Source organism: Pseudomonas inefficax (assembly GCF_032164165.1).
GTDB classification, from domain to species: Bacteria; Pseudomonadota; Gammaproteobacteria; order Pseudomonadales; family Pseudomonadaceae; genus Aquipseudomonas; species Aquipseudomonas inefficax.
On the sequence record NZ_CP134401.1, the window covers coordinates 4,755,480 to 4,770,926 of the forward strand.

Annotated in this window: 17 protein-coding genes; 13 read left to right on the forward strand and 4 right to left on the reverse strand. The window is 62.6% G+C overall.

Annotated features, from left to right (window positions below):
- Position 1 precedes the first annotated feature (1 nt).
- Positions 2–1,474 carry a cysteate racemase gene (locus RIN61_RS21510; RefSeq protein WP_313853934.1) on the forward strand — a complete coding sequence of 491 codons (1,473 nt, stop codon included), beginning with the start codon at positions 2–4 and terminating at the stop codon, positions 1,472–1,474.
- 148 nt (positions 1,475–1,622) lie between these two features.
- On the opposite strand, the gene RIN61_RS21515 is transcribed toward RIN61_RS21510, so the two are convergent.
- The gene (locus RIN61_RS21515; protein ID WP_112252423.1) at positions 1,623–2,711 is read right to left on the reverse strand and encodes an asparaginase; all 1,089 of its coding nucleotides are present in this window, start codon (positions 2,709–2,711) and stop codon (positions 1,623–1,625) included.
- Positions 2,712–3,115: 404 nt separating this feature from the next.
- On the opposite strand from RIN61_RS21515, the gene RIN61_RS21520 reads away from it, so the two are divergent.
- The 7 genes from RIN61_RS21520 to RIN61_RS21550 all read left to right on the forward strand — a co-directional run bounded on the left by RIN61_RS21520 (position 3,116) and on the right by RIN61_RS21550 (position 10,271).
- Positions 3,116–4,072, forward strand: coding sequence for a sugar ABC transporter substrate-binding protein (locus RIN61_RS21520; RefSeq protein WP_112252424.1), 957 nt, complete (start codon positions 3,116–3,118; stop codon positions 4,070–4,072).
- Positions 4,073–4,093: 21 nt separating this feature from the next.
- Positions 4,094–5,647 (forward strand): sugar ABC transporter ATP-binding protein, encoded by a 1,554-nt coding sequence (locus RIN61_RS21525; RefSeq protein WP_252378874.1) that lies wholly within the window; start codon positions 4,094–4,096, stop codon positions 5,645–5,647.
- A complete protein-coding gene (locus RIN61_RS21530) occupies positions 5,644–6,639 on the forward strand; it encodes an ABC transporter permease (RefSeq protein WP_133971200.1) in 996 nt (331 codons plus the stop codon). The genes RIN61_RS21525 and RIN61_RS21530 overlap by 4 nt, the downstream gene beginning before the upstream one ends.
- Positions 6,640–6,643: 4 nt before the next feature.
- Positions 6,644–7,666, forward strand: coding sequence for a LacI family DNA-binding transcriptional regulator (locus tag RIN61_RS21535; RefSeq protein WP_207878384.1), 1,023 nt, complete (start codon positions 6,644–6,646; stop codon positions 7,664–7,666).
- 15 nt (positions 7,667–7,681) lie between these two features.
- Entirely contained in the window at positions 7,682–8,590 is a 909-nt protein-coding gene (rbsK, locus tag RIN61_RS21540; protein ID WP_112252428.1) for a ribokinase, read from the forward strand.
- Positions 8,587–8,985: a D-ribose pyranase gene (gene rbsD, locus RIN61_RS21545; protein ID WP_112252429.1), complete on the forward strand. Its 399-nt coding sequence runs from the start codon at positions 8,587–8,589 to the stop codon at positions 8,983–8,985. Before rbsK ends, rbsD begins: the two co-directional genes overlap by 4 nt.
- 284 nt (positions 8,986–9,269) lie before the next feature.
- Positions 9,270–10,271 carry a nucleoside hydrolase gene (locus RIN61_RS21550; RefSeq protein ID WP_313853945.1) on the forward strand — a complete coding sequence of 334 codons (1,002 nt, stop codon included), beginning with the start codon at positions 9,270–9,272 and terminating at the stop codon, positions 10,269–10,271.
- Here the strand turns inward: RIN61_RS21550 and RIN61_RS21555 are convergent.
- Positions 10,243–10,455: a hypothetical protein gene (locus RIN61_RS21555; protein WP_063912423.1), complete on the reverse strand. Its 213-nt coding sequence runs from the start codon at positions 10,453–10,455 to the stop codon at positions 10,243–10,245. The two genes, RIN61_RS21550 and RIN61_RS21555, sit on opposite strands and share 29 nt — an antisense overlap.
- 276 nt (positions 10,456–10,731) lie before the next feature.
- Between RIN61_RS21555 and RIN61_RS21560 the strand changes: the two genes are divergently transcribed.
- The gene (locus RIN61_RS21560; RefSeq protein ID WP_003260961.1) at positions 10,732–11,052 is read left to right on the forward strand and encodes an I78 family peptidase inhibitor; all 321 of its coding nucleotides are present in this window, start codon (positions 10,732–10,734) and stop codon (positions 11,050–11,052) included.
- Positions 11,053–11,242: 190 nt separating this feature from the next.
- On the opposite strand, the gene RIN61_RS21565 is transcribed toward RIN61_RS21560, so the two are convergent.
- Both RIN61_RS21565 and RIN61_RS21570 read right to left on the reverse strand, forming a co-directional pair.
- Positions 11,243–11,455 carry a cold-shock protein gene (locus RIN61_RS21565; RefSeq protein WP_003250656.1) on the reverse strand — a complete coding sequence of 71 codons (213 nt, stop codon included), beginning with the start codon at positions 11,453–11,455 and terminating at the stop codon, positions 11,243–11,245.
- 162 nt (positions 11,456–11,617) lie between these two features.
- Positions 11,618–11,923 carry a hypothetical protein gene (locus RIN61_RS21570; protein ID WP_215521188.1) on the reverse strand — a complete coding sequence of 102 codons (306 nt, stop codon included), beginning with the start codon at positions 11,921–11,923 and terminating at the stop codon, positions 11,618–11,620.
- 335 nt (positions 11,924–12,258) lie between these two features.
- Between RIN61_RS21570 and thrS the strand changes: the two genes are divergently transcribed.
- From thrS to rplT, 4 genes are all read left to right on the forward strand, one after another.
- Complete coding sequence (gene thrS / locus RIN61_RS21575) at positions 12,259–14,181, forward strand: threonine--tRNA ligase (RefSeq protein WP_085622146.1); 1,923 nt, start codon at positions 12,259–12,261, stop codon at positions 14,179–14,181.
- A complete protein-coding gene (infC, locus tag RIN61_RS21580; protein WP_177328455.1) occupies positions 14,181–14,732 on the forward strand; it encodes a translation initiation factor IF-3 in 552 nt (183 codons plus the stop codon). Before thrS ends, infC begins: the two co-directional genes overlap by 1 nt.
- Before the next feature lie 62 nt (positions 14,733–14,794).
- The gene (gene rpmI / locus RIN61_RS21585; RefSeq protein WP_003250667.1) at positions 14,795–14,989 is read left to right on the forward strand and encodes a 50S ribosomal protein L35; all 195 of its coding nucleotides are present in this window, start codon (positions 14,795–14,797) and stop codon (positions 14,987–14,989) included.
- 27 nt (positions 14,990–15,016) lie between these two features.
- Entirely contained in the window at positions 15,017–15,373 is a 357-nt protein-coding gene (gene rplT / locus RIN61_RS21590) for a 50S ribosomal protein L20 (RefSeq protein ID WP_003250671.1), read from the forward strand.
- The last annotated feature ends 74 nt before the right edge of the window (positions 15,374–15,447 follow it).

A 15,447-nucleotide genomic window follows, 5' to 3' on the forward strand; every position in this document is an offset into this window, starting at 1 on the left:
CATGAAGTCGAAGAAGGCAGCAGTTCCACAAGCTTTTGCCCACACGATCGGAATTGTCGGCGGGCTTGGTTCGCTCGCGGGGGGCGACCTTTTCTACAAGCTTTTGAAGTCGCGGGCGGTGCTGGAGGACCAGGGGCGTTTTCATTTCCTGCTCGAGCAACATCCCTTCAAGGATGTAATGCTGCCTTTGGATGCAAGCGCGAGCATGACCTCGCGAAAGTTCTATGTTTTCGAGGTGTGCAGGTCATTTGAAGCTAGCGGTGTGGATGCAATCATGCTGCCTTGCTTCGCCAGCCAGACGTTCCGCACGCAGATCCAGGAAGAGCTGGGGACTCCGGTGCTGGACATGATGGAAGCCTTGGTGCAACACATCCGTCAGGTCGCGGAGCCAGGCAGTACACTCGGCGTGCTTGCTTCGGATTATGTGCGTCATTCCGGGCTCTTCGAACAAGCGTTGGGCCACCAGTACAATGTGGTGTACCCCGATGCACAAGCGCAGGTCGCGCTGATGGAGGCCATGTATGGCGTCAACGGCATCAAGGATGGGCACCTGGATGGCATGCCTCTGGAGTCCGTGTACCAGGCATGCCTGTCAGTGCAGGCACAGGGTGCCAGCTTGGTCGTGCCGGGCATGACCGAGCTTTCGCTGGTGTGCGCCGACCTGCAGCGCCGCGGCATTGCCGCACTGGATATCAACGAGCTCTACGCCACGTTCGCGACCCAAGGCTCAAGTGCGCCCCGTGAACTGCCATTCAAGCTGGGTATCGTGGGTGGGGTCGGCCCCGCAGCTACGGTGGACTTCATGGGCAAGGTGGTTGCCGGTACGCCAGCAGGCCGGGATCAGGACCACATCAAGATGGTGGTCGAGCAGAACCCGCAAATTCCGGATCGCACGGCCAGTCTGCTGAATGATGAAACCGACCCGACGATGGCCCTGTATGCGACCTGCAAACGCCTGGAAAGCGCCGGTGCCAATGCAATTGCAATCCCGTGCAATACCGCTCACGCGTTTGTTGAACGCATCCAGGAGCACCTGCGCGTGCCAATCGTCAACATGCTCACCGAGACGATCGACTGGATAAGACAAACATACGGCCGCGACAGGACGGTCGGCCTGCTGGCGACGTCAGGCACCGTCGCCAGCCAGGTCTATCACCAGGCAGCCAGCCGCGCCGGGCTTGAGATTGTTGTGCCGGCGCCGGATTACCAGAAGCTGGTCATGGAGGCCATCTATGGTGAGCGGGGCGTCAAGGCTGGCTTCACTGAAGGACTGTGTCGAGACCAGCTGTTGATTGCGGCCGAGCATCTTACGGAAGTGGGGGCGACGGTGCTGATTCTGGGCTGTACGGAACTGCCGCTGGTGCTCAGCCACTGTGATGCTTATGAACTCAGTGGCAGGACGGTTGCTCTGGTAGACCCCACGATGATCCTGGCACGCAGATGTGTCGTGTTGGCTGGAGGTTCAGGTAGTTAACCGCATTCTCATGCCTTTTCCCTGTGGGAGCGCGTTTACCCGCGAAAAATGCGAGGCGGTGTATGGCACCGGCTTTGCCGGTGTTCGCGGGGGAACCCGCTCCCACAGGGTGGCAGCGGGCTGTTTGCATTTCAGGGGGCAGTAGTGATCAGTACTCCCAGAAGATCCGCTGCAGCTCCTTGCTGTCCTGGGTCCTGGTCATCGCCACCATCGCCAGGATCCGCGCCTTCTGCGGGTTCAGGTCATGGGCCACGACCCAGTCGTTCTTGTCATCCGGCTGTTCGGCGTTGCGCAGCACGAAACCACCCTGGTTCACATGCGACGAGCGAATGATCTGCACGCCGTTCTTGCGCAGTTCCTGCAGCGCCGGCACCACCCGTGACGACACCGAACCGTTGCCGGTCCCGGCATGGATCAGTGCCTTGGCGCCGTTCTGCGCCAGCGCCTTGTAGGCGGTGTCGGTGACGTTGCCATAGCCATAAGCGATGTCCACCTGCGGCAGGCTGCTGATCTGCTTGATGTCGAACTCGGAGTTTACCGTGTGGCGCTTGGCCGGCAGGCGGAACCAGTAGGACTTGCCTTCCACCACCATGCCCATCGGGCCCCAGGCGCTCTTGAAGGCTTCAGTCTTGATGTTGACCGACTTGCTCACATCGCGGCCGGACTGGATCTCGTCATTCATGGTCACCAGCACGCCCTTGCCGCGCGACTGCTTGTCGCTGGCCACGGCCACGGCGTTGTACAGGTTGAGCATGCCGTCGGCGGACATGGCGGTGCCCGGGCGCATCGAACCGACCACCACGATTGGCTTGTCGGTCTTTTCCACCAGGTTGAGGAAGTAGGCGGTTTCTTCCAGGGTGTCGGTGCCGTGGGTGATGACGATACCGTCCACATCCTTGCTTTCGGCCAGTTCGGCAACGCGTTTGCCCAACTTGAGCAGGTCGTCGTTGGAGATGCTTTCAGAGGCGATCTGCATGACCTGCTCGCCGCGTACGTTGGCCAGGTCGGCCAGTTCCGGCACGCCGGCGATCAGCTTGTCGACGCCCACCTTGGCGGCCTGGTAGGTGGCGCTGTTGGCGGCGCTGGCGCCAGCACCGGCAATGGTGCCGCCGGTGGCGAGAATGACCACGTTGGCCAGCTTCTGCTGGGTTTCGGCTTCTTTGGCCGAGACGGTGGTAGGCAGAGCCAGCAGCAGGGCGAGGGCGGTGGGGGCGAAGGTTTTCAGTGCGGCATTCATCGTTATTGTTCTCTCTCTTCCTAATGAGATGGTTGTTTTGTCGCACAGGGTGCAAGGCAGGTTTCGTACCACTTGCGCGCACGGCCTTTGTGGGAGCGGCCTTGTGTCGCGAAAGGGGCGCGCAGCGGCCCCGGGTTCCGGCGCAACAGCACACATTGCCGGGGCCGCCTTGCGGCCCTTTCGCGACACAAGGCCGCTCCCACATGAAGGGGGGCCATTCGAGATTCCGAACAAACGTAGGAAAAGACGTTCGGCTTTTCGGAAAAAATCCGGATAAACTGCCCCGGGCTCGACTTGACCTCCGACAGCCAAACGGATTTGACAAACCCCGGTCCTGTTTCCATAGTTAGGCAACGCAAACGTTTGCGATCCGACAAAAAACACAAGATTCGGAGTCATCGTCCATGAAACTGCCGTTCCCCGGTCGTCTGCTGGCCCTCGCGGTCATTTCCTCGCTTTCCCTGGCCCTGCCGTTTTCTACCGCCCACGCCGAAGACAAGCCCAAGGTCGCCCTGGTCATGAAGTCGCTGGCCAACGAGTTCTTCCGCACCATGGAAGACGGCGCCAAGGACTACCAGAAAGCCCACGCCGATGAATTCGAGCTGATCGCCAACGGCATCAAGAACGAGACCGACACCGGCGAGCAGATCCGCATCGTCGAGCAAATGGTCAACGCAGGCGCCAAGGCCCTGGTCATCGCCCCGGCCGACTCCAAGGCGCTGGTATCGGCGGTGAAGAAGGCCATGGACCAGGGCGTGGTGGTGATCAACATCGATAACCGTCTGGACCCGGCGCTGCTCAAGAGCAAAGGCATCAGCGTACCCTTCGTGGGCCCCGACAACCGCAAGGGCGCGCGCCTGGTCGGCGACTTCCTGGCCAACAAAAAGCTCAAGGCCGGCGACCAGGTCGGCATCATCGAAGGCGTGCCGACCACCACCAACGCCCAGCAGCGTACCGCCGGTTTCAAGGACGCCATGGAGGCCGCGCAGGTCAAGATCGTCTCGGTGCAGAGCGGCAATTGGGAAATCGACAAAGGCAACGCCGTCGCCGCCTCCATGCTCAACGAATACCCCGACCTGAAAGCCCTGCTGGCCGGTAACGACAGCATGGCCCTGGGCGCCGTGTCGGCCGTGCGTGCCGCCGGCAAGACCGGGCAGGTGCAAGTGGTGGGCTACGACAACATCAACGCCATCAAGCCGATGCTCGCCGATGGCCGTGTGCTCGCCACCCTCGACCAGGCGGCCAGCCAGCAGGCGGTGTACGGCATCCAGGCGGCGCTGAAAATGGTCAAGGGCGAGAAACCCGACGTGGATGCCGACAACGTCATCCAGACCCCGGTCCAACTCATCACCAAGCCCTGATTGCTGGCAGGAGATACGGCCATGCCTGCATCGGCCAATGAAGTGGTGCTCGCCGCCAGCGGCCTGGGCAAGACCTATGCCCAGCCCGTGCTCGGCGAGGTCAGCCTGAACCTGCGGGCCGGCGAAGTGCTGGCGCTGACGGGTGAGAACGGCGCGGGCAAGAGCACCCTGTCCAAGCTCATCAGTGGCCTGGAAACCCCCACCACCGGGCACATGCGCTACCGCGGCCAGGCCTACGCACCCGGCAGCCGCAGCGAGGCCGAGCGCCTTGGCGTGCGCATGGTGATGCAGGAGCTGAACCTGCTGCCCACGCTGACCGTGGCGGAAAACCTGTTCCTCGACAACCTGCCCGGCCGCTTTGGCTGGATCAGCCAGAAGCGCCTGCGCCAGCTGGCCACGGCGGCCATGGCCCAGGTCGGCCTCGACGCCATCGACCCGGACACCCCGGTTGGCGAACTGGGCATCGGCCACCAGCAGATGGTCGAGATCGCCCGCAACCTGATCGGCGACTGCCATGTGCTGATCTTCGACGAGCCCACCGCCATGCTCACCGCGCGCGAGGTAGAGCTGCTGTTCACCCAGATCGAACGCCTGCGCCAACGTGGCGTGGCCATCGTCTACATCTCCCATCGCCTGGAAGAACTGCAGCGCGTGGCCCAGCGCATCGTCGTGCTGCGCGACGGCAAGCTGGTGTGCGACGAACCGATCCAGCGCTACAGCAGCGCCGAACTGGTCAACCTGATGGTCGGCCGCGAGTTGGGCGAGCATATCGACCTGGGCCGCCGGCAGATCGGCGCGCCGCTGCTCAAGGTCGACAAGCTCAGCCGTGCCGACAAGGTGCGTGAAGTGACGTTCGAGGTCAGGGCAGGGGAGATTTTCGGCATCTCTGGCCTGATCGGTGCCGGCCGTACCGAACTGTTGCGCCTGATCTACGGCGCCGACCGTGCCGACAGCGGCAGCGTCGCCCTCGGCCAGCCGCCGCAGGTGGTCACCATCGACTCGCCCAAGGCTGCCGTGCAGGCCGGTATCGCGCTGATCACCGAAGACCGCAAGGGCGAGGGCCTGCTGCTGACACAGTCGATCAGCGCCAATATCGCCCTGGGCAACCTCGGCGCGGTATCCCGGGCCGGGGTGCTCGATGGCGAGGCCGAAGCGGCATTGGCCGAGCGCCAGATCCAGGCCATGCGCATTCGCAGTGCCGGCCCGCAGCAAGTGGTAGGCGAGCTGTCTGGTGGCAACCAGCAGAAGGTGGTGATCGGCCGCTGGCTCGAGCGCGACTGCCGGGTGCTGCTGTTCGACGAGCCCACCCGTGGTATCGACGTCGGCGCCAAGTTCGACATTTACGGCCTGCTGGCCGAACTGGCGCGCCAGGGCAAGGCCCTGGTGGTGGTGTCCAGCGACCTGCGCGAGCTGATGCTGATCTGCGACCGCATCGCCGTGCTGTCGGCCGGTCGCCTCATCGACACCTTCGAGCGTGACCATTGGAGCCAGGACCAGCTGCTGGCTGCAGCCTTTGCCGGTTATCAGAAACGTGACGCACTGCTGCATGACGCAGCTCCCAGGATGGATGCATGAAAACCACCCCGCTCGACAGCCAAGGCGCCGTACCGGTGCGCCGCAGTGGCACCTATCTTGGCCTGGGTACCTACCTGGGCCTGGCCGGCGCCTTGCTGGCGATGATCGTGCTGTTCTCGTTCCTCAGCAGCCACTTCTGGTCGTACAACACCTTCAGTACCCTGGCCAACCAGATCCCCGACCTGATGGTGCTGGCGGTGGGCATGACCTTCGTGCTGATCATCGGCGGCATCGACCTGTCGGTGGGCTCGGTGCTGGCGCTGGCGGCTTCGACGGTCAGCGTGGCGATCCTCGGCTGGGGTTGGGGTGCGCTGCCTTCGGCCCTGCTGGGCATGGCCGTGGCCGCGCTGGCCGGCAGTATCACCGGCGGCGTCACCGTGGCCTGGCGCATTCCGTCGTTCATCGTCTCGCTCGGCGTGCTGGAAATGGCCCGCGGCCTGGCCTACCAGTTCACAGATTCGCGCACTGCCTATATCGGCGATGCCTATGCCTGGTTCTCCAACCCCATTGCATTCGGCATCTCGCCGGCGTTCATCATCGCCTTGCTGGTGATCGTGCTGGCCCAGCTGGTGCTGACCCGCACGGTGTTCGGCCGCTACCTGATCGGCATCGGCACCAACGAAGAGGCCGTGCGCCTGGCCGGCATCGACCCGCGTCCGTACAAGGTGCTGGTGTTCGCCCTGATGGGCCTGCTTGCCGGCCTGGCCGCGCTGTTCCAGATCTCGCGCCTGGAAGCGGCAGACCCCAATGCCGGCTCCGGCCTGGAGCTGCAGGTGATCGCCGCCGTGGTGATTGGCGGCACCAGCCTGATGGGCGGGCGCGGCTCGGTCATCAGCACCTTCTTTGGCGTGCTGATCATTTCGGTGCTGGCCGCAGGGCTGGCGCAGATCGGTGCCAGCGAACCGACCAAGCGCATCATCACCGGGGCGGTGATCGTCATCGCCGTGGTGCTCGACACTTACCGTAGCCGGCGTGCAGGCCGGCGGAACTGAGAACATGGCAACCATCAAAGACGTCGCGGCACTGGCGGGCATTTCCTACACCACTGTGTCCCATGTGCTGAACAAGACCCGACCGGTCAGCGAGCAAGTGCGGCTGAAAGTCGAAGCCGCCATCGCCGAGCTCGACTACGTGCCCAGCGCCGTGGCGCGCTCGCTAAAGGCACGCAGCACGGCCACCATTGGCTTGCTGGTGCCCAACAGCGTCAACCCGTACTTCGCCGAACTGGCGCGGGGCATTGAAGATGCCTGCGAGCGCAACGGCTACTGCGTGATCCTGTGCAACTCCGACGACAACCCGCAAAAGCAGCGCAGCTACCTGCGCGTACTGCTGGAAAAACGCATCGACGGCCTGGTGGTGGCTTCGGTAGGCCAGGACAGCGACCTGCTGCAAAGCCTGGCTGGCGTGCGTACGCCAATGGTGATCGTCGACCGCGAACTGGATGGCGTGGATGCCGACCTGGTGCGCATCGACCACGAGCAGGGCGCCTTCCTGGCCACTCGGCATCTGCTGGAGCTTGGCCACCGTGACATCGCCTACATCGGCGGCCCCGCCGAAACCGGGGTCACCCAGCTGCGCCTGAGCGGCTTCCGCCGCGCCATGGCCGAGGCCGGTGTGGTGGTGCTGGGCGACCGCGTGCTGCACTGCGACTTCACCAGCCCGGGTGGCCATGCGGTGGCAAGCCGGTTGCTGGAGGGCAGGCGGCCCACGGCGATTTTCGCCGGCAACGACATGATCGGCTTCGGCGTGCTGCGTGCCGCGGCCGAACGCAATATCAACGTGCCCGGCGAGCTGTCGGTGATCGGTTTCGACGACATCGAACTCAGCCGCTATGTGTACCCGCCGTTGACCACGGTGGGCCAGTCGATCCGCGAGCTGGGCGAGAGCGCCGCGTCACTGTTGCTGACGCGTATCGGCACACCCCGGCAGGGCGCGGCAGAGCAACGCATCGTCGCCCCGCGCATCGTGCTGCGCGAGTCCACCGGGCCGCGCCCGGACCTGTTCAACGATTACCGCTAACGCTAAGGAAATGTCATGAATGCCAAGGTCGTGGTAGTCGGTAGCCTCAACATGGACCTGGTGGCCCGCGCCCAGCGCCTGCCCCGGGCCGGCGAAACACTCCCCGGCGAAAGCTTTTTCACCGTGCCGGGCGGCAAGGGGGCCAACCAGGCGGTGGCCGTGGCGCGCCTGGGCGGCAGCGTGGCGATGATCGGCAACGTCGGCGACGATGATTATGGTCGGCAACTGCACCGGGCGTTGTATGTGGAAGGCATCGACTGCCAGGGCGTCATCACCTGCCAGGGCGTGTCCAGCGGTGTGGCGCTGATCACCGTGGATGCCGCCAGCCAGAACTGCATTGTCATCATCCCGGGTGGCAACGGCCTGCTGACCCCGCAGTCGGTGCAGCGGTTTGATGCGCTGCTGCAGGCGGCCGAGGTGATCATCTGCCAGCTGGAGGTACCCACCGACACCGTGGCCTGGACCCTGGCCAGGGGGCGCGAGCTGGGCAAGCAGGTGATCCTGAACCCGGCGCCGGCGACCGGCCCCTTGCCGGCGGACTGGTTCCCCCACATCGACTACCTGACGCCCAACGAAAGCGAGGCCGAAGCCCTGACCGGCGTGGCGGTTGCGGACCTGGACAGTGCCCGGCGTGCCGGCGAGCGCTTGCTGCAGCTGGGCGCGGGCAAAGTGATCATCACCCTGGGCGCGCAAGGGGCCTTGCTGGTCACCCCCGAGGGCCACCAGCACTTCCCCGCGCCGGTGGTCCAGCCGCTGGACACCACGGCAGCCGGCGACACCTTCATCGGCGGCTTTGCCGCTGGCCTGGTGCGCGGCCTGGATGAGGGCGAAGCCATCGCCTTCGGCCAGCGCGCCGCGGCCCTGTCGGTTACCCGCGCCGGCGCCCAGCCGTCGATTCCCTACCTGGCGGAGCTTGCGCCATGAAGAAAACCCCACTGCTGAACGTCGCCCTGTCGCGGACCATTGCCGGCATGGGGCATGGCGACATCCTGATAATCGGCGATGCCGGGCTGCCGGTGCCACCGGGGGTAGAACTGATCGACCTGGCCGTCACGCCTGGCCTGCCGGATTTCGCCAGCGTGTTGCGGGTTGTGCTGAGCGAGTTGCAGGTAGAGCGCCACGTGCTGGCCGAAGAGATGCAGAAAGTGGTGCCGCCGGCGCTGGTCGAGATCGAGCGGCTGAAGGGCAAGCTGGGCAAGCGCGAATGGCTGAGCCATGAAGATTTCAAGGAATTGTCACGCAATGCCCGTGCGGTAGTGCGTACTGGCGAGTGCCAGCCCTACAGCAACATTGCGCTGATCTCCGGCGTGACCTTCTAACTCGCCATCTTGCCCAACGCAGATCCCCCTGTGGGAGCGGGCATGCCCGCGAACACCGGCAGCGCCGGTGCCATCCACCGCAGGCCCCTGTGGGAGCGGGTTCACCCGCGAACACCGGCGAAGCCGGTGCCATCCACCGCAGGCCCCCTGTGGGAGCGGGTTCACCCGCGAACACCGGCGAAGCCGGTGCCATCCACCGCGCTGCCTTCTTCGCGGGTAAACCCGCTCCCACAGGGATTTGCGGTGTTTCAGGAATACCAACCCAGGCAACAGGAGTGCCACCCATGCTCAAACCCCTGCTACAAGGAATCGCCCTCATGGCCGCAGCCACCACCCTCCAGGCCGCCCCCATCGACCTGATCATCGACACCGACCCCGGCGCCGACGACGTGGTCGCGCTGTTCCTGGCCATGGCCTCGCCCGACGAACTGAACATTCGCGCCATCACCACCGTGGCCGGCAACGTGCGCCTGGAAAAAACCTCGCGCAACGCCCGCCTGGCCCGCGAATGGGCTGGTCGCGAAGACATCCCCGTGTACGCCGGCGCCGCGCGCCCGCTAGTGCGCAAGCCGATCTACGCCGCCGACGTGCACGGCGAAGAAGGCCTTACCGGCATCCAGGTTCACGAACCGAAAGCGCCGCTGGCCCAAGGCAATGCCGTGCAATACCTGGTCGACACCCTGGCAAGCGCCAAGCCCCACAGCATCACCATCGCCATGCTCGGCCCACAAACCAACCTGGCCCTGGCGCTGATCCAGCAACCCGAGATCGCAAAAGGCATCAAAGAAGTGGTGGTCATGGGCGGTGCCCACTTCAACGGCGGCAACATCACCCCGGCGGCAGAATTCAACCTGTATGCCGACCCGCATGCCGCCGAAGTGGTGTTGGCCAGCGGTGTGCAACTGACCTACCTGCCGCTGGACGTCACCCACAAGCTGCTGACCAGCGACGCCCGCCTCAAGCAACTGGCGGCGGTGAACAACCAGGCCAGCAAACGGGTAGTGGATATCCTCAACGCCTACATCACCCACGACATGGACCTGTACGGCATGCCCGGCGGCCCGGTGCACGACGCCAGCGTCATCGCCTACCTGCTCAAGCCCGAGCTGTTCAGCGGCCGGCGCATCCACATGAGCATCGACAGCCGCGAAGGCCCCGGCTTCGGCCAGACCATTGCCGACTGGTACGGCGTGCTCAAGCAGCCTGCCAACGTGATGTGGGTGGAGGAGGGCGATGCCCAGGGCCTGTTCGACCTGCTCAGCGCCCGTTTGGCGCGATTGGAATAGCCGTGTGCGGCGCGAAGCGCTCGAACACCTGGTCGATGAAGCTGCGTGCCGCCTCGGCGCCGCGATCGCGCACCAGCAGGTCGATGGCAATCAACAGCAACTCTTCTGGTGTGCCAGGGCTGTACGCGCTCTGGCCCTCGGCCCATTTGACCTTGATATCGGCATCGATGCTGTGGCTGCTCATGAAAAGCTCTCGCTTGGGGCCCGGGACGAAGGGGCGAACACCTGACCCTGGTGTTCGATGGAGGCGGGGTGCGCTCCACTTCTTGCACTGAATCATGACTTTGCGTCAGTGACCTTGTGGCTTAAGCATATGGCAAACGCAGCGGGTTGTGCAAAATCCGGTCACGATTGCGTTTTCGCCTCTGCCGGCCAGTTCAGGCAGACTTGACCGGTTTTGCAACAAATGATGAGTGGAACTGTCGGATCAGACAGTTCCCGTACCGATTTAGGAGGCTTCATGTTCCGTACCCGTGCTTACCTGGCAACCCTGGCGGTGGCTGCTGTCCTGGCTGGTTGCAGCACTGGTGGCAATTCTGCGGGTGGCGCTGCGCCAGCCACGCCGGCAGGCAACGATGGCCGCTGCGAAGCCAGCGGCGCCGATTTCGCCATTGGCAAGCCGGCCAGCGCCGAACTGCTGGAGCAGGCGCGCAAGGCCAGTGGCTCGCAGATGGCCCGCATTCTCAAGCCGCACGACGTGGTTACCCTGGAGTACCGTTCCGAGCGCTTGAACCTGAATGTGGACGAGCAGGGCAAGGTGGTTCGCGTCAACTGCGGTTGATGCCTTGCCGGCCTCTTCGCGGGTGAACCCGCTCCCACAGGGATAGCGTTAGCCTCCAGGTCTGCGCCGTCCCCTGTGGGAGCGGGTTTACCCGCGAAGAGGCCAGCACAGGCTGGGCATATCTGCCAGAGCAAGTTCACACCCATAAAAAAACCCGCCACAAGGGCGGGTTTTTTTACAGCTATCCGAATTACTCCGGACGAACCTGTGCAGCCTGCATGCCCTTCTGGCCGCGCTCGGCGACGAAGGAAACAGTCTGGCCTTCTTTCAGGCTCTTGAAGCCGTCGGATTCGATGGCCTTGAAGTGAACGAACAGGTCGTCGCCGCCGCCTGCTGGGGTGATGAAGCCGTAGCCTTTCTCATCATTGAACCATTTGACGGTGCCTTGTTGGCGATTGGACATGGGTGAATCTCCAGAACATTTAGTTTTTTCAGTGGTGCAATGCGGCCGAGGCTACGGAGCACGGAACACATCATAGTCTAATTCTGCGCATCTAGCGCCTTTTACCTTCGCAGGATATTGATCCATCTCAAAGAATGGCTAGCCCGCGTCGGCTTCAACGTTTCAGCTTTTCGGTGCGCAGGCTTTCTTCACCACGGTTTGCGCCTTCTGCATCAGCTTGGCGTCAACGCCATCGTTGCTGTCCAGGTCGGCGATCTCCGCATCGGTGAAATTCTTTTTGATGGCTTGGGCACCGCAATCGCAGTGCTTTTTCGCGGTCGCGGCGTCAACGCCTTGGCCGCTGGCCACCTGGGTGCACTGGGTCATGTAGGCGGCCTCCTTCCCGGCTGGGAAGTTGCCAGCGTTCGCAGCTACAGGCAGCAGCAGGGCGCCAGCGGCCGCCAGGGCCAGAAGAGACGGAACTCGCATAACCAGTTACTCCTTGGGTCAGGTCTCATCAAGAGTAGGTTGCTTCCCAAGGTCTGATAGGAATTTTTCCGCGTTAGTTCACCCAAAGGCTGTAATTTCCAAATATTTCTGCGGCCGCGCAACCTGCGTGCTAGCATGCTCGGCTTGCGGTTGCGCCGTTGCGCGCCGCAGCTATCTTTTTTCTCCCCAGTCACTCTGGTTCGTCCCTCGCAAGCCGAAAGGCTTCTGCCACTGTGAGGCAGGCTTCCTTTGCGGGAAGGCAGGTCGGATCTTGTACTGGCTCATCCCAACCCACGTGACCTTTGGTAGGGGTCACCACTAGGAGAGGAGGCGCCATGCCCGTTATTACTCTTCCCGATGGCAGTCAACGTTCGTTCGATCATGCCGTATCCGTAGCCGAAGTCGCCGCTTCCATCGGCGCCGGCCTGGCCAAGGCCACCGTGGCCGGCAAGGTCGACGGCAAACTGGTCGATGCCTGCGACCTGATCAGCAACGACGCCACCCTGCAGATCATCACCCCTAAAGATGAAGAGGGACTGGAGATCATCCGTCACTCGTGCGCCCACCTGGTCGGCCACGCGGTGAAACAGCTGTACCCGACCGCCAAGATGGTGATCGGCCCGGTCATCGACGAAGGCTTCTATTACGACATCGCCTACGAGCGCCCCTTCACCCCTGAAGACATGGCCGCCATCGAAAAGCGCATGATGGAGCTGATCGACAAGGACTACGACGTCATCAAGAAGGTGACCCCGCGCGCCGAAGTCATCGACGTGTTCAAGGCCCGTGGCGAAGACTACAAGCTGCGCCTGGTCGAAGACATGCCGGACGAACAGGCCATGGGCCTGTACTACCACGAAGAATACGTCGACATGTGCCGTGGCCCGCACGTGCCGAACACCCGCTTCCTCAAGGCATTCAAGCTGACCAAGCTGTCCGGCGCCTACTGGCGCGGTGATGCCAAGAACGAACAGCTGCAACGCGTGTACGGCACCGCCTGGGCCGACAAGAAGCAGCTGGCTGCGTACATCCAGCGCATCGAAGAAGCCGAAAAACGCGACCACCGCAAGATCGGCAAGCAGCTCGACCTGTTCCACCTGCAGGAAGAAGCCCCGGGCATGGTGTTCTGGCACGCCAACGGCTGGACCGTGTACCAGGTACTCGAGCAGTACATGCGCCAGGTCCAGCGGGTCAACGGCTACCAGGAAATCAAGACCCCACAGGTTGTCGACCGTATTCTCTGGGAGCGTTCCGGCCACTGGTCCAACTACGCCGAGAACATGTTCACCACTTCGTCGGAAAGCCGTGACTACGCGGTAAAACCGATGAACTGCCCGTGCCACGTGCAGGTGTTCAACCAGGGCCTGAAGAGCTACCGCGACCTGCCGCTGCGCCTGGCCGAGTTCGGTGCCTGCCACCGTAACGAGCCATCCGGCGCCCTGCACGGCATCATGCGCGTGCGTGGCTTCGTGCAGGACGACGCGCACATCTTCTGCACCGAAGAACAGGTGAAGAAAGAAGCCGCCGACTTCATCAAGCTGACCCTGGATGTGTACAAGGACTTCGGCTTCACCGACATCGCCATGAAGCTGTCGACCCGCCCGGCCAAGCGCGTGGGTTCCGAAGAGCTGTGGGACCGTGCCGAAGGCGCGCTGGCCGACGCCTTGAACGAATCGGGCCTGGAGTGGGAATACCAGCCGGGCGAGGGCGCCTTCTACGGCCCGAAGATCGAGTTCACCCTGCGCGACTGCCTCGGCCGTAACTGGCAGTGCGGTACCCTGCAGTACGACCCGAACCTGCCAGAACGCCTGGATGCCAGCTATATCGCCGAAGATAACAGCCGTGTTCGCCCGGTCATGCTGCACCGCGCCATCCTCGGCTCGTTCGAGCGCTTCATCGGCATGCTGATCGAGCACTACGCCGGCGTGTTCCCGGCCTGGCTGGCACCTACCCAGGCAGTGATCATGAACATCACCGACAAGCAGGCCGATTTCGCCCTCGAGGTGGAAAATACCCTGAACGGTAGCGGTTTCCGTGCCAAGTCGGACTTGAGAAATGAGAAGATCGGCTTTAAAATCCGCGAGCATACTTTGCTCAAGGTCCCGTACCTTTTGGTTATAGGGGATCGCGAAGTCGAAACACGAACCGTTGCTGTGCGTACTCGCGAAGGCGCAGACCTGGGCTCCATGCCCGTCGCCCAGTTCGCTGAGCTCCTGACACAAGCGGTTTCCCGGCGTGGACGCCAAGAATCGGAGTAATGACTATTAAGCGTGAAATGAGAAACGATAAGCGTGCTGTACCGAAGGCCCCGATCAACGAGAATATCTCGGCCCGCGAGGTTCGGTTAATTGGCGCTGATGGCGAGCAGGTTGGCATCGTCTCGATTGATGAAGCGCTTCGTATCGCTGAAGAAGCGAAGCTGGATCTGGTGGAGATCTCTGCAGACGCGGTACCGCCTGTCTGCAAGGTGATGGACTACGGCAAGCACCTCTTCGAGAAGAAGAAGCAGGCCAACGAAGCCAAGAAGAACCAGAAGCAGATCCAGATCAAAGAAATCAAGTTTCGTCCAGGGACGGAAGAAGGGGATTACCAGGTAAAACTACGCAACCTGGTACGTTTCCTTACCGATGGGGACAAGGCCAAGATCTCTCTGAGATTCCGCGGCCGTGAGATGGCCCACCAGGAGCTGGGCATGGAGCTGTTGAAGCGGGTCGAAGCCGACCTCGCCGAATACGGCTCCGTTGAGCAGCATCCGAAGATGGAAGGACGCCAGCTTATGATGGTCATCGCCCCCAAAAAGAAGAAGTAATCTCCCGGGCACGGCAGGCCTGATGATTATTGTGTAATTTTTATCGAATGCGGAGTTCCAACATGCCAAAAATGAAAACCAAGAGCGGTGCTGCGAAGCGCTTCCTGAAGACCGCTTCCGGCTTCAAGCACAAGCACGCTTTCAAGAGCCACATCCTGACCAAAATGTCGACCAAGCGTAAGCGTCAACTGCGCGGTGCCAGCCTGCTGCACCCGTCTGACGTGGCAAAAGTCGAGCGCATGCTGCGCGTACGTTAATTCTGGTTTAGATAGAGGAAGTTACTCATGGCTCGTGTTAAGCGTGGCGTCATCGCTCGTAAGCGTCACAAGAAAATTCTGAAACTGGCTAAAGGCTACTACGGTGCACGCTCGCGCGTATTCCGCGTTGCCAAGCAGGCTGTCATCAAGGCGGGTCAATATGCCTACCGTGACCGTCGTCAGAAGAAGCGTCAGTTCCGCGCACTGTGGATCGCTCGTATCAACGCCGGTGCCCGCACCAACGGTCTGTCCTACAGCCGTCTGATTGCTGGCCTGAAAAAGGCTTCGATCGAAATCGACCGTAAGGTTCTGGCCGATCTGGCAGTGAACGAAAAAGCGGCGTTTGCTGCGATTGTCGAGAAAGCTAAAGCCGTTCTGGCTTAAGTACCCGCGACAATCACCCGGCGGCGCTAGCGCCGTCGGGCATTGAACGTCATCGATAGGGGAAGAGCCTTCAA